This window comes from Planctomycetia bacterium, assembly GCA_021413845.1.
Lineage (GTDB): Bacteria > Planctomycetota > Planctomycetia > Pirellulales > PNKZ01 > PNKZ01.
This window is the reverse complement of sequence record JAIOPP010000124.1, coordinates 45,800-60,695: the sequence shown is the minus strand read 5'-3', so window position 1 is coordinate 60,695 and position 14,896 is coordinate 45,800. Positions and strand designations below refer to the sequence as shown.

8 protein-coding genes are annotated in these 14,896 nt (G+C 61.6%); 4 read left to right on the top strand and 4 right to left on the bottom strand.

The genetic code is table 11. From position 1 onward, the window contains the following. The 4 genes from K8U03_22045 to pilM form a co-directional block, all read right to left on the bottom strand. Positions 1-3,413: hypothetical protein (locus K8U03_22045; protein ID MCE9607579.1), on the bottom strand; the 3,413-nt coding region annotated here is incomplete at its 3' end. Positions 3,414-3,758: 345 nt separating this feature from the next. After that, positions 3,759-5,477, bottom strand: a complete 1,719-nt coding sequence (locus K8U03_22040; protein ID MCE9607578.1) for a hypothetical protein — start codon at positions 5,475-5,477, stop codon at positions 3,759-3,761. A 70-nt stretch (positions 5,478-5,547) separates the two neighbouring features. Beyond that, positions 5,548-7,011, bottom strand: coding sequence for a hypothetical protein (locus K8U03_22035; GenBank protein ID MCE9607577.1), 1,464 nt, complete (start codon positions 7,009-7,011; stop codon positions 5,548-5,550). 135 nt (positions 7,012-7,146) lie between these two features. Next, positions 7,147-9,366 (bottom strand): pilus assembly protein PilM, encoded by a 2,220-nt coding sequence (gene pilM, locus K8U03_22030; GenBank protein ID MCE9607576.1) that lies wholly within the window; start codon positions 9,364-9,366, stop codon positions 7,147-7,149. Positions 9,367-9,858: 492 nt separating this feature from the next. On the opposite strand from pilM, the gene K8U03_22025 reads away from it, so the two are divergent. The 4 genes from K8U03_22025 (at position 9,859) to K8U03_22010 (ending at position 14,859) form a co-directional block, all read left to right on the top strand. Beyond that, positions 9,859-12,750 (top strand): hypothetical protein, encoded by a 2,892-nt coding sequence (locus K8U03_22025; protein ID MCE9607575.1) that lies wholly within the window; start codon positions 9,859-9,861, stop codon positions 12,748-12,750. An 8-nt stretch (positions 12,751-12,758) separates the two neighbouring features. Then, the gene (cmk, locus tag K8U03_22020; GenBank protein MCE9607574.1) at positions 12,759-13,415 is read left to right on the top strand and encodes a (d)CMP kinase; all 657 of its coding nucleotides are present in this window, start codon (positions 12,759-12,761) and stop codon (positions 13,413-13,415) included. Positions 13,416-13,425: 10 nt separating this feature from the next. Continuing rightward, positions 13,426-14,103, top strand: a complete 678-nt coding sequence (locus tag K8U03_22015) for a 1-acyl-sn-glycerol-3-phosphate acyltransferase (GenBank protein ID MCE9607573.1) — start codon at positions 13,426-13,428, stop codon at positions 14,101-14,103. A gap of 201 nt (positions 14,104-14,304) precedes the next feature. Next, a complete protein-coding gene (locus K8U03_22010) occupies positions 14,305-14,859 on the top strand; it encodes a DUF4240 domain-containing protein (protein MCE9607572.1) in 555 nt (184 codons plus the stop codon). Positions 14,860-14,896: the final 37 nt, after the last annotated feature.

The following is a 14,896-nucleotide window of genomic DNA, read 5'->3' as shown; positions in this document are numbered from 1 at the left end:
TGCACCGTGGTACCGCTGTTCGTCGTCGTTTGTTGGTCGCTGTCGTTCTGCGTGCCCGGACCTTGCGTTTCCGAGCTCGTGCTACGGGTCGACGTCGAGGTCCCTTCGAAGGTGAAGGTATTCACATCGCCGATCTGGCTGAAGAACGGCACCAAGGTGAGGCGGACGAAGCGTCGATCGTTCGACACGACGGCCTGGACGCTGAGCGAAGTTCCTTCGTTGAGCACGACGATGACCGGTTGTTGGGCCGCGGCGAAATCGCCGACGACCGGGATCACGCTCACGACGAACGGCGTTTGAGCCGTATCGGACACGAACGCTTGTTGACCGTTGAACATCGTGACCTTCGGAGCTTGCAACACGTTGCTGCGGTTATCGTCTTGTACGGCCTTGATGAAGAAGTAGGCTTCCAAATCGCTCAAGATCGCAAAGCCCCCTTCCGCACCACCCGGAGCCAAGTTGTTAGCCAACTGCACGCCCGGGATGACGGCGAGAGCACCCGCCGCGGCTTGCAAACTGCTTTGATTGAAAGGAATGTCGAGGTCGGAGCTGAACACGCCCGGAGCCGACATACCGACCGTCACCGATTCTCCCGCTTTCAGATCGCGATCGGTCAGGTTGCGTGCCGGGTTCGGACCACCGGGAAATCCGGTATCGGCGGCAACGGTGCCCCCCACGGCCGGGTCGATCGGGTTGCCGAAGAATTGGAACGGCCGATCGATGTTGTCGTTGAGCTTCGCATCGAAGTCGATGCCGATCTGTTCGTAGAAGTTATCGCTCAAGCGAATGAAGCGTACTTCGATCGTCACTTGCAAGTCTTGCAACTGACGAAGCTGGTTGAGCAGGTCTTCGATCTGTTCATGCACGGCTTGCGTTTGCGTGATGACGAGGCTCAACGTCGACGTGTGATGTTTCACTTCGCCTTGAGTGCCGCCGGCTTCGCGCCAGGTTTCCGGTTCGATCGTGCTGGTCATCAGGTCGACCAAGCTGTCGAAGTCGGGACGCACGCCGCCCCCCATGCCGCCGGGGCCGAAGGGAATGTTCGGCTGTTGGCCGGACGCCGCCGGACCGCTGCCGTTGCCGAATGGTACGTTCATCTGGCCGAGCACCGAAGCGTCGGTCGAACCCGAGCCGTTTTGCGCGACGACCGAGATCGGAGCATGCGAGGCGAGCCCGCCCCCTTGCAGGTTCGCTTGAGCATCGGCCAAGGCACCGGCCAAGCCCATGCGATTCGTGGGGACGAAGTTCGGGATCGGAATCACGAGATCGCCGACCGGATACGTGACCGAGTAAACTTCTTCGGAACGCATCCGATCGCTCGTGATCTTCAAGACTTCATGCTTGATGACGTACGTGAGATGATGCGGGGCGAGAATCAGAGCCAACGCACTCTTCAACGAAATTTCCGTCGAGATGTCGATCGATACCGGAGTTGCCGTGTCGACCCCTTCGGCAGCCAAGCCGCGTGGGTCGATGTAGATCGGCACGCCCGTCATGGCCGAGAGCTTCTCAAACACTTGAGCCATCGGAGCATTGGCGAACTTCAACGAGACCGGAGTCTTCAAACGTTGTTCGATTTCGACTTCCTTCGGCGAGCGACGACGCGAATCGCCGTTGACGGGCCCGCGCTTCCCCTTGATGTCTTGCCAGTTGCGGCCGAAGCGGAAGGGTTGGCTGTCGTCGAAAGGAATACCGGAAGCGGCGATCGAGGTCAGCGCGTCGACGGTGCCGTCTCCGGAAGCGGCCCGAATATCGGTGTTGTTGAACACGCGTCGCAAGGCCTTGCTCTGCACGGCGAGTTGCACCGAAATCGGCTCGTTCGGAGCGAGCTCTTGGGCCCGCTTCGCCAGCACCTCGGCCTCGCCGAAGCGTTGTTGATCGACGAGGACGTTATATTCCTCCACGAGCTTCGCGAGCTTGTTTTGATTGTCGAGCTTCGCTTGCTGCTCGCGATCGAGCGTGGCTTGCGTCTCCCGATTTTGTTGCAAGAGCTCGATCCGCGGACGGTTGGAGTCGACGAACCGCTTCAATTCCGTCGCGTCGCGATCCAAGCGGCGGATCAGAATTTCCTTCGTGTTCGAATCGACCGTCGACTTCTCGACGATCACGCGAGCTTGTTGGAGCAAGGCTTGCGATTGAGCGGGATCGGTTTCTTGCAGCTGCCGAGCTTGTTGCTCGAGCTTCCCGACTTCCGCCGACATCTGACGCGTTTGCAACATTTGCGATTGCGCGGCTTGATCGAGCAAACCACCGTTTCCTTCGGAGCGGCCCGGGGCGATCGGTTCGGATCCGGCTGCCAACGAGAGGCGATCTTGCAACCGTTGACGTTCGGCCGGAGCGAGTTCGGAGTAGCGTTGTTCGGCTTGCCGGAACAGCGCTTGAGCGGTTTCCGTATCACGGCGGCGAAGAGCTTCTTCTCCCGCGTTCAAGGCTTTCAGGGCTTCGCTGGTCGCGGCAGGCACCGCACCGGCGACGGTCGCCGCGGCCGGTACGTTGCGCGTCGTATCGCTGTTAGGATCGTAGATCGCCTGCGAGCCCGGGAAGCTGTTGTCATCGGCGGCCATCGCGGCACCGGCCGCTACGACGCCGGGGCGCTGGCGTTTAGCGATCTCCATCAACACCAACCAAGCGCGATCGTCTTGCGGACCGAACTCCTTATCGGGCACACCGAGGGCATCGGCCTCGCGAGCGAAGGCGTCGGCTTGCCGAATGTCGCCGGCGGACAAAGCTCCGCGAGCTTGGCGAACGAGTTCGAGTGCGCGTTGCTTGCGACCGGGATCGCCGTTCGGCACGGCAACGGGAGCGTTGACGGAAGCCGGCGCGGCAGGCGAAGCTGCGAGCGGATTCGGAGCGAGGTTCAGCGTGCTCGGCGGAACAGGCATGCCGATTTGATTGCCGCCCGGCGGCGGAGTCGACTCCAGCTGCCGATTGAACGGCGTGCGCGTGTCGACGTTGTTCGCGGCTTGCGGCGCCTCGGCCGAAGTCGTCACGCTCGGCAGCGGAATGATTCCGGCCGGCGGTGCCGACGGCGCTCCGCTCGGGGCGGCTTTGGCGTTCGCGGCGAAAGGATCGCTCGGGGCCTTGTTGGCACCGCGCGCCTCGCGCAACTTCTCCAGATCGCGACGCACCTTCTTAGGCGTGTCGCCGGTATGGAACAGGCTGTACGAGGTTTTCGCCCCCTCGGCTCGCCCGAGCAGGGAATCCGCGGTTTCGAGATTCCCTTCTTGCATGGCTTGCCGTGCGCGGCCGAGCAGGTCGTCGACTTGGCGGCGTGCCGCATCGGGGCCGGCATCCGCTTGGCCGGGGACCGAAAGCGTCGTCAAGACGGCAAGGCCGTCGAAGACGCCGGCTCGGGCCGTGAGCGCGGGGAAGAGGGAAGCAAGTGCCAGAACGGCGATGATGTGGCGAGACATCGTGGTCACGATCTCCTTTCGAGACGCGTTCCGTAAAGCGACATCCGTGTCGCCGACGGGGTTTCAATTCGGAAATATCGAACGGGAATGAGATCGAATCCTCAGGACCTACCGTCTGCGCAAAAGCGAGGCGGAGAGCGAAGGGAATTCGAGCCGGAAGTGCTGTGTGATGTGATGCAGACGTGGAAGTGAGGCGGGTTAAATACCCGGCCCTGAAAAGGCGGTCAATGGCAGTTCCGAAGAAATTTCGAGACGAAAAAAGACGCCGACAAGCTCTCGCGGCTTGCCGGCGTCTCGTGTGCGTCGAAATCTGCGGGCGTTTCTTGCTGCTGCGCCCCTACTCGATTACTTAAGCCTTAAGACTTTTTTCGTTTCCTCAGCCGAGCCGGGAGCCGCAGCACCTGGGACCGCGGCGCCGGGAACGGCTACGGCATTGGGAACACCGTCGATCGTCGTGCCCGTGGACGACTCGACCGCTTTCTTTTCATTCCGCAGCGGCATGTCGCCGAGCTCGGTTTGAATCGTCAGCTCGCCGCGCGGCGTCAACACCAACAACTCCGCGGGCCGATTGCACGTCTTCGCTTCGACTGCCGTGCCGGGTCCCTTCAAACGCATGTCGCTCCGTTCCCAACCGAAGTCGGCTAAGAGCGATTCGGTCTTCAGCACGGTCGATTGCTTGGTCCCTTTTTTCTCGCCGGGAATTAAATACGAGGCGCTCGCGGCTGCGTCGTTCAACGTTGCACCCCGTAGCTTTTTCTCGAACTCGAAATAGATATCCGAGCCGTACGGCGGATACCATTTCTTCACGCCGACGCTCGCCAACGGCTCGGAATCTCCGTTGGCCGGAGGAACCGCACCGGCGAAATAGCGTTCTAAGACCGGCACGTAGATCGGCGGCGACGGTTGGCTCCACGCAGCTTCACGCGTCTCGCCGAGCGCGAGCTCCGGCTTGTCTAAATGTGCCTTATCTAAGTTGAAGTTCGGATTCGCCAAGACCAGCTTCACGCGATAGCGATAGAACTTGCGCGGCTCGATCTTGAAGTCGAGAAACCGAAACAAAATATACGGCGTGGCACCACCCGCGACATTCTCGGCGGTGGGTTTCGCTCCCGGCGTAGCGGCTGCCGGAGCGGCCGCCTTGCCGAAGATGTCGTTGTTGACCGGAGCGGCCGGAGCGGCGGCATTCGGCTGCGGGGCTGCCGCAGCATCCGGAGCGGCGGAGTTCGACCGAGGAATTTCCGGCGCGTGCGCGGCCCAATCGCCGTAATCGCCGTTCGGCAACTTCGGCAGCGGCTGCGTCAGCGGCAGGCGCACGAACGCCGGGTCGACGTACTCGCCGCCGGTTTCGGACCATTTCGCCATCTCGTCGCTGACGAAGACCTTCAGATCGATCGGTTCGACCTTCTCCCAGGCGAGCGGCGCTTCGAGTTGATCGGCCGTCAGCACGGCGCGCTGAATCTGATAGACGCCGTAGCTCGGCAAGGCGTTCGTCGTCGTATCGAGTGCGTTTTGAAACGCTTTCGTAAATTCCACGGTCTGATCTTCGAGCGGAACGATTCCCGTCACGGACAGCCACTCTTCGCCGAGCGATACCTGCTTCACACCGTCGGGCCCCGGCGTTCCCGCGACTTTCATATTGACGGCGGAGTTATGAAACGTGGCCCGGAGATCGCGGAGCGCCAAGATTTCCGGTTCGCGGCGACGTTGCTTGGTATCGAACAGCGGCTTGTTCCATTCGATGCCGTTGAAGATCGCCGGCGAGACTTTCGACAACAGAAGATGGTCGATGACGACCTGCGGCTCTTGGCCTTTGAGCGGAAGCACGACCCCGTCCTTGGCCATGTCGAAGCTCGGCTTCTCGTTGTTTTCCTTGCTTAAGATCCGCGTACGGACGCTCGCGGCTTGCTTCTTCAAGTCGTCCGGCGTCTGCGCATAGGGGACGACCTGCAGCGCCGAATAGAGCAACATCGCCATGACGGCCAAGGCCACGCCGAAGCCGAACTTTTCGCCGTGCGCGGCGAATGTTTTCTTGATCTTCGCCGAATCGAATTTCGCTTTCGCCATGATCGTCGCCGCTCCTCTTTCGAATCTCGTTCGCTGGTATGCCGCAAAACCGTTCGGACGCGAAACTACGTTAAGGGATGATCTCTATGACCGCGCGCTTCGGAATGCCGTATTCGCGCTTGCTCGGGGCGGGATCGCTTCCCTTGCCGAGCTTCGCTTTGTCATCCCCTACGCCCGGCTCGTCCGGCTTGGTGTAGATGTAAACGACCCCGCGCACCGTAACGAGTGCATCGTGCGGCGACTGCTGAACCGAAGTCGCGTCGACCGCGATCGCCCCTTGTTTGCGAATGTCGTCGACCGTGAGCAACGAGACGCGCACTTGCCGCATCTCGATCGGCAACGGTGCGTTGGCGAATTCCGTAATCAACACCGGAACCAAGCGCTGATCCATCAACACCTTGACCTGCACGTACATTTGGCGGAACTCCGCGAACGGCGGATTCGACGGGTCTTCGACCTGTGCGTTGCGTCCGTCGATGTACCGCCCCTTGAGTAACGTCAGGGTTTCTTCGTCCGTCCCTTGATTTCCCGGTGCGAAGGCGCTGGTGGAGTTGCCGCTGGAAGACGGCGGCGGAGAAGCGGTGTCCGGGCTCCCGGCCGAGGTTCCCGCAGCGACGATGCGAACGTCGCCCGGATCGTCGAACGTCAACACCATCGCCGACTGCGCGATATCGCAGTAATCGATCCGCTTGATCGGCACGTTGGCCTGATCGACGGGCGTATCGGCGGCGGGCTTACCTTTTAAGACGTCGAGCCAAACTTCGATCGGCTTCGAATTGATCGCTTGCAACGCGCTGAACAGCGAGCGAAACGTCCAGATGTCTTCATACGTCACCGCCACGCGATCGATTGACGGAGCTTGCACCGTGCGATAACGATCGCGGAGCGCTTTCGGCGTGAAAGGGGCTTTCCAAACCAAGATTCCCTCGATTCCCTTTTCATCCGCCGCAACTCCGGGAATCGCCTTGCCGAAATCGTCGATCGATTTCGGGTGCCGCAAGTTCAGCGTTTTGAAAAGCTCCGCGAAGTCCTCTTCCAGCACCTGGTTGTTGTGATAGACCTGCAAGGCGGCCGCGACCTTGGCGCCCAGCGGCGGATCCGCTTCGAGCAACGCCTTGCGATCGTCGGGCTCCATCAAGATCAGCTCACGAAACAGATCGACGTTTTTATGCACCCTCAGCACTTCGACCTGTCGTTTGTAAAGATTTCTCCAAGCATCGACGACTTGGCCGTTGAGCGTCTTCTTCAGCTCATTCACCTTCACCGTATACGTCTCGCTCGGCAAGGCGTTCGGCCCGCTCATGAGACTCAACCGCTTCACGGCGGCAAACTGATCGTCGTTGGTCTTCTTGTCTTTATTGAACTGGGCAACGAGTGCGTCGACTCCCAGGTACCAAACGACCACCGCCGTCACGACGGCGATGCCGCCGATGATCCAAAATTGGTTTTTGATGAGCATCACGACCTTCGGATTCATCTTCTTCGCGATGGCGACCCCTTTGTCGGCGGTCGCAGCGGCGGGTTTCTCTGCCATATCGGTAATCCAGTCGAGTCTTAAAACCAGTCGATTGAAAACGAACCCCGCATCGCACCAGCTACTTGTCGCACTATTTTTACTTGTCGCAACGTCTAGTTACCGTCGTCGACCTGCCGCTTGCTTCCAGCGGCCCTATGGAGCCGCGTCGGCGATGTCGGTCTTCTTCGCACCTCGATCGCTCGGCAAAACTTCCTGCCAACAAAACTGCACGATCACGTCGTAGCGTGGCACCGTTATTTTCTTGGCGCCTCCCGCCGGCTGACCCGGTTCATCGACGGAAACTTCGTTTGACCATTTGATTCCCTCCGGCCCGATCAATACCGGATAACGAATTCCGAGGTTACGCACCGGCAGCGTCGTGGCGTCTTCTTTCGGTGCCCGATGCGGAATGTTGTTCTTCTCTTCGTCGGCCGCATGGGCCAGCAACAGCGCCGGCAATTCCGGCGGATCCTTCGGCACGGCGATCTTGTCGCGCAACAAGTTCACGAGCAACGAGTAGCGCAAATAGTTCATCCCTTGAAACTTATCGCGGTCGACCGCGTCTTCGCGATGATTGAAGAAGTGATGGGCCTTGAATTGAAAGACCCAGCCCGGCCCCTTAGGACCCGGATCGCCGCCGCCGATCGGAGCGCCGTTCTCATCGACTTGCGGCGCCACGACATTTCCTTCGCCGTCGACGGCCGGAGCAGCCGCCAACAAGATCCCCGGCGGACGCAAGTCTTCCGGCAGAGCTCGAATGCCGGCTTCGTAATCGGCTTTCACGCCGGCGTACCACTCCGCGAGGTCGTCGACGCGCTTGCAATCGAAGCTCGTGATCTTCAAATCCGGGCGGAGAGTGACCGTCGTCGCCAGATCACGCGGCGTCCCCGGCGGGTGTCGAGCGTCGAAGTTCTTACGGAACTCGGCGGGCACCTCGCGCGGCAAGCATGCGTTCACCGAGCGCATCAGCTCCAGCCACAAGATGCGTCCCTGTACGTTCTGCAAAAACGTATCGCCGATCTGATAGGTCTTTCGGAACTGCCCCTTGGCATCCGTGTACTTCGTTTGCCATTCCGTCGCGTCCTTGGTAAGTCCGGTCGCTGCGGCAACCGCGGGCTGGAAGTATCCCGGTTGCTTCACCGAATCCACGGCCTTGTGGTGCATCGTGTAGTTCACGGCCATTCCGATGAGCAACAACGCGGCAGCCGCGATCGCCCACGGCTTCTTGGCGCGCATGATCCGGAAGTCGCGAATCTCGTGCGGCAACAGGTTCGTGCCGATCTTCGCTTTGCCGAGCCCTTGGAGCGCGAGCCCGTAGCTCACGCCGTAGCTTAAGAGATTGTCCTTAAAGGCCGGCGCGTCGATGATTCCAGGCCCGCTCAAGTTGCGATAGGCATCGGGCTTCGTCACTTCAAAGCCGAGGTTTTGCGTCAGGAAGCGCTGCAAGCCGGGGAGCTTCACGGCGTTCCCGAGCGCGATGATCTTGCCGACCTTCGCCGAGCGGTCCATGTTCGAGAAGAACTTCATCGACTTCTCGACTTCCGAAAGCAAGTCGCTGAAAACCGGCCGCATCGCTTGAAACAGCGCCTTCGGGTCTTCCGCCTTCGAAGCGTTCCGCTTCAAGTGTTCGGCCGTGGCGTAGTTCATCTTCAATTCCTTCACCAATGCCTTGGTGAAGTGGTTGCCGCCGACCGGCAAGCTCCGTTGCCACATCTTGAAGCCGTTCGTCACGACGAAATCGCTCGTCTCCGTCCCTACCGAGAGCACGACCGTCGATTCCGGCGGATTGTCCGAGTCGTAAAGATCGGGCGGCGGTAAGTCGCGCAATTGATCGAACACGACCCAATTGAACAGCGCCAGCGGGGTCAATTGCACGATGTCGACTTCGACCTTCGCGTCGACGAACGGCTTCAGCGCCTTTTCCACCTGATCGCGCTTCATCGCGAAGATACCGACCTCGCACTCCAGCGCAAAACCTTCCTCGACTGCGCCGGCCCCCATCTGCTGATAGTCCCACACGACTTCGTTCAGCGGGAACGGGATCTGCTGCTTGGCTTCGTAGCGCACGATATCGGGAATCTTCTTCGATTCGACCGGCGGCAGCTTGATGAACCGCGCCAGGCCCGCTTGCCCCGGCACCGAGATCACGACCTTATCTCCGCGGACTTTGTTGCGCCCGAGAAACGCCTTGAGCGCATCTTTGACGATCGCCACCGGATCGGCATCCGGCTGCCCGAGCGGCTTCGGATATTCGATGAAGTCGAACGCTTCGGCGTTGACCCGCTCGGTGCCGTCGTCGGCCGGGCGACAGCGCAAAGCCTTCAAACCGTACTGACCGATATCGATTCCCCAAGCGGCGATTTTCTTCGCCATGGAGCGGCTCCTCGTAGATGTGCGAATCCGGACTTAAGTGACGTGGAAGTGCTAGGGTCGCCAAGCAAAGTCGCGGTCGTAAATCGTTGTGCCGTCAAAGGGCGGCACGGCAGCGGTTTACGTCGTTGCTGGAAGACCAGTTCGACGACGAAACCGTGTGATTCGACGAACCGTCGCTCGGGAACCCGTCACTCATGAAATGCTGCGATCTTCTTGCGCGCACGCCTCTCGGCGGCGAGCGCAATTTCCGACCGCATTGAGTCATTCTATTTCCCGTGCGCCGCGACTGTCAAACAAAAACGACCGGTTTGCCGGTGCCGCTCGCGATCGGAGCGGCTTACCGACCGTGACGCCTCCCCCTTCGCTCCCGCGTCGGCGGTCGCTCCTCGACTTCTCTTTGACGTCCGGCACCTCGACGGCCCGGCTTCCCCCGTCTATTTTGGGAAGGTTCGCACCATCCGTACCGCACCCTCCTACGAACCTCCGTCGGCTATGAAAATCGAGGAACTGGTCGTTCTGCTCCCGTGCCATAGCCTGGAGGATTTTCCGACCCATCACGAAGGGGAAGAAGCCGAAGGACTCTTAGGAGCCTGGTCGGCGCTCTGGCACCCGAAGCTGATCGCGGCCTGCGGCAAGGCCCCCCTTTGGTTTCGCGCCGATGCCCCGCCGGAAAACGTCCGACGCCGGATCATCGTCATTCCTCAGGTGAGCGATTCTCTGCTGCTTACCGGCTGGCCGACCCGCGCCAAAGCCGAAGGGGCTCGGCTGATCCGCAAAGTGTCCAAACGGGCCGACATCATCGCCGCCGCTCTGGCCTTGCTCGATGCGGAGCCCGATCCCGAACCGCCGCCGACCTCGGACACCGCTCCAGCCGCCCCTCCGATGGTCGCCGAAATTCCGGCCGATATCGTCGCCGACTTCCTCGCTCTCGGCACCTGCTTCCTGTTGGTCGAGCTCCTCACGCGCCAGATGCGCTACATGAGCAACCTCGACGAAGTCCGTTTTCAATCCGAGGCGGAAGCCGGTGCGAAAGCCGCTGCCGAAGGGCGCGACGACGATGCCCGCGCACATCTGAAGAGCGCCTTCGACTCGCTCTACGAAGCCCGCGAGCGTTTCTATCCGGTCGACAACTACCTGCTCGATCTCACGCTGACGGCCGACACGACCCTCGGCCCGTCGCTGCGCCGCGAGCTCGACGGCGACGCGCCGTTCAACCTGCTCATCTCCGGCAAGCTGGTCGAGCAGATGGCCGAGCGCCATCCGGAATCGCTCGCCGCCTTGCAGCACGCGCTCGACCGCGGCACGGCCTGTCTCGTCGGCGGCGACTTCGACGAACGAGAAGCGACCCTGCTCGGTCCGGAAACCGTCCTCGCCGAGTTTCGGCGCGGCCGCGCCGCCTATGAGCGCCGGCTCGGTCGAGCCCCCGACGTCTACGGCCGCCGCAAGCAAGGCCTGTCGCCGCTCGTCCCTGCGATCGTCGCGCGCTACGGCTACGAAGGTGCGCTCGGCTTCACGCTCGACGACGGCCGGTATCCCACGTCCGATTCCTGTAAGACCCGCTGGGAAGGGCTCGATTCCAACGCCGTCGATTGCCTGAACCGCGCGCCGCTCGACGCGAACGTCGCCGCGAGCTTCCTCGAACTTCCGCGCAAGATCGGCGAGTCGATGGATCACGACTACGTCGCCACGCTCGTCTTCGCGCACTGGCCCGGCACGATCAGCCCCTACTACGAAGACCTCCGTCGGATCACGACCTACGTCCCGGTTCTCGGCAAGTTCAAGACCCTCTCCGATTACTTTCAAAACACGGAACGGCCCGGCCAGCTCACGCGCTTCGAGCCCGATCGCTATCGGACGACGTTCCTCCGGCAAGCGATCGTGCGCAACGCCGTGAACCCGATCTCGTGGGTCGCCGACGCGCATCGTCGTCGGCTCAGGGCCGAATCGGTCTCGACGTTGCGCGTCATGACCGAGTCGATCTTATTGCGACCGCACGCCTCGGCCGCCGAACTGCTCGGCACGATCGATGACGAATCGACCGTCGCGCTCGACGTCGAACGGGCCCGGCAACTCGATGTCGAAGTCGCCGAGTCGCTCGTCGTTGCCGGCGGCGAATGTGCCGAAGCATTAACCGGGAACAAAACTGCGTCGGCCGCGCCGACCGGCCTGCTGTTGCTCAACACGCATCTTGCCGCACGCCGCGAGGTCGTCGAGGTCACGTCGCTCGGCGTGCTCCCCGAAGTCGGCGGGGCGGTCGTTGCGGCACAAGAATCGGGCGGGCGACTCCACGCCGTGGTCAATGTCCCGAGCCTGGGCTTCGCTTGGCTTTCGGCAGCCGCCGCGCAATCGAAACCTCGCAAGGCTCCGAAGCCGCTCGTCAACGAAAACATTCTCCGCAACGACGTTCTGGAGCTGCACGTCAGCCGAAAAACAGGCGGAATCCAGGCCTTGTTCAGCCATGCCGTGCGCGGCAATCGCCTGTCGCAACAACTCGCGTTTCGTCTTCCTTCGCCGCGGCAAAAGCCGGGCGACCTCTGGCGCGATCCCGACGCTTCCCCCATCTACTCGACCATGCTCTGCGACCGCTTCGAGGCCTCGCTCGTCGGTTCGGCTCTCAGCGAGATCACGACCGCCGGCCGGCTCGTCGATGCCGAAGGGAAGCAATTCGCCGGCTTCACGCAGCGCGTCCGCGTGGCTCAAGGCTCACCGCTCGTCGAAGTCGACGTCGAGCTCGACATCGCCGAGCAACCGCGGGCCGAAGCTTGGGGTTCGTACTACGCCGCGCGCTTCGCTTGGCCCGACGACGGCACCGCGCTAGGGCGCGGCGTCTTCCTTACGCATCAGCCGACGAAGTCGAAACATCCCGAGAGCCCGTATTTCATCGAGCTCGAAACGGCGACCGCGAGCACGATGATTTTCCCTTGCGGACTGCCGCATCACATTTGCACCGGCGAACGGATGCTCGACACGTTGCTCGTCGGCCGGGGCGAGCTGCGGCGCAAGTTCCGCTTCGTGCTCGGCGTCGAGATCGAACATCCCGCCGCCACCGCGCTCGACGTCATGGAGCCGCTCGTCGCGATCGAGAAAACTGCGCAACCGGCCTCGGGCGACACCGGCTGGCTCTTCCATCTCGACGCGAAGAACGTCGTCGCGACGCATTGGGAAAGCCTCGTCGAAGCCGAGCGTGTCGTCGGCTTCCGTGTCCGTCTGTTGGAAACCGAAGGGCTGGCCGGGCGCGTGAACCTTCGCACGGTGCGCAAGATCAAGAGCGCCCGACAAATCGACGGCCGCGCGCAAACCTTGCTCGATTTGCAGCCCGAGGAAGATCGCCTCGGCATCGACGTCGCTCCGTATGAATGGCTCGACATCGAGGCGCGCTTCTAACTAAGCCCATGATCATCACGATCGACGGACCCGCCGGAGCCGGAAAGAGTACCGTAGCGCGGAGCCTCGCGCGGCGACTCGGCTTCACGTTTCTCGACACCGGCGCGATGTACCGCGCAGTCACGCTCGCCGCGTTTCGCCGACGCCTGCATTGGGACGACGCCGAGGCGATGGCCGAGCTCGCGCGCGAAGTTCGCATCTATCTCGACGACGACAGCGTGTGGCTCGACGGCGACGACGTAACCGATGCGATTCGGACGCTCGAAGTCACTTCGCTTGTGCGCTATGCGGCGAACAATCCGCAAGTCCGAGCGCAGATGGTCGCGCTGCAGCGGGCGGCGGTCGCCGGGAAGAACGTCGTCACGGAAGGTCGCGACCAAGGAACGGTCGTCTTCCCGCAGGCAGAGCTCAAGATTTTTCTCACGGCAGGCCCCGAGGAACGAGCCCGCCGGCGCCTGCGCGACTTGCAACGTCGCGGCGAGCATTCGACGTTGGAAGAAGTTCTGGCGAAGCAGAACGCCCGCGATGCGAGCGACCAAGACCGCGACGTCGGCCCGCTGGTCGCCGCCGACGACGCGGTGCATCTCGTGAGCGACGGCCACACGCTGGAAGAAGTGATCGAGATGCTCGAAGCGATGGCCCGCAAGATCATGCAGCCCCGATGATCCCGAACTCATGACGCGCGCAGAAATTCCCGCCGCCCCGCTCGGCTCGCTCGCCAATCGTGTTTGGTATGAGTTCGTCCGCCGCTTGCTCTGGCTGTGGTGCCTCGTCTGTTTTCGCATTCGTTGCGACGGTCGGGAGCATGTGCCCGAGACCGGCGGCGTGCTCCTCTTAGCGAATCATCAGAGCATGCTCGACCCGCCGCTGATGGGGATGGTCGTGCCGCGGGCGGCCAACTACGTCGCGCGCGAGACGCTCTTTAAGAACAAGCTCTTCGCCGTCTTGCTCCGTTCGTTTCATGCGATCCCGATCGACCGCGACGGGCTCGGCATCGGCGGGTTGAAGGAAACGCTGCGCCGCTTGAAGCGCGGCGAGATCGTGTTGCTGTTTCCCGAGGGGACGCGCACGCCCGATGGAGAAATGCAACCGCTCAAGCCCGGCTTCAGCGCCTTGGTGAAGCGGACGGGAGCTTGCATCGTGCCGGTGGGGATCGAAGGGAGTTACGGCGCGTGGCCCCGCTCGCAACCGCTGCCGCTGCCGCATGTCGTGCAGATCGAGATCGGCGCACCGATCCCGGCGGCCGAAGCCGGCGCACTTGATGAACGAGAACTCATCACGCTCGTCGAAGCTCGCCTGCATGCTTGCCACGCGGAAGCGCGACGTAAACGAGCGTTGCGACTGGGGGAATAGCGTTACGTGCCGCGGCGCGTAAGTGCCCCAGGTATGCACCTGGGGCTATTGAAGGAGGTGGAACGAAAAAAAAACTGTTCTTCCGCCGAGATATCGTTATTCTTGGGCTGAGTCGCAATCGCGATTAGCGCGTTATGCCGTCACATTGCGATGGGCTGCACTGATCCATGCAACAACCGATTAGGCCGTAGGAGCGCCACCATGATGAGTGTCTCTCAGTGGGAACCCGTCGCTTGGTTTTGGGGAATTTTTGAGGGCTGCGACCACAAGCTCCCCGAACTCCGCTCACGCCTCCTCGCATTATCCGACGACCGCCTGATCGAGTTTCAGCACCAGTACAAGACCGCAATGGCAGTCCTCTACTATCCGTATTGGCGGGCCAAAGGTAGTCCTACGGATGAATCGTTAAAAACGTACGGAGGCGATGCGTACGCGAGTTGGATCGTGAGCCAAGGCCAAGCTCTGTTCGAGGAAGTCCGAGCCCGACCCGATGAAGTGGAACACTATTACGAAATGTTCCTCCGCAGTGAGGCTTGCGGCGAATTTCCGGAGTTGAAGTGGTGCGGCGGAGAGGTCTCGTTCCAACAAGAGTTTGAGGATGGTGATAAATTGGCCCAGTGGGTCGATGCGGCACCCGACAAGGGGTACTACGGCGACCTCGTCGCGCTGATTCACCTAGTGGGAACGGCATGCGACGAACCGAAGAAGTTCTACAGTTGGCTCCAACGGCACATCGACAGTATTCCCAGGGCATAACAACACGTGGCATTGAGTATGCGAGACAACTCATTCC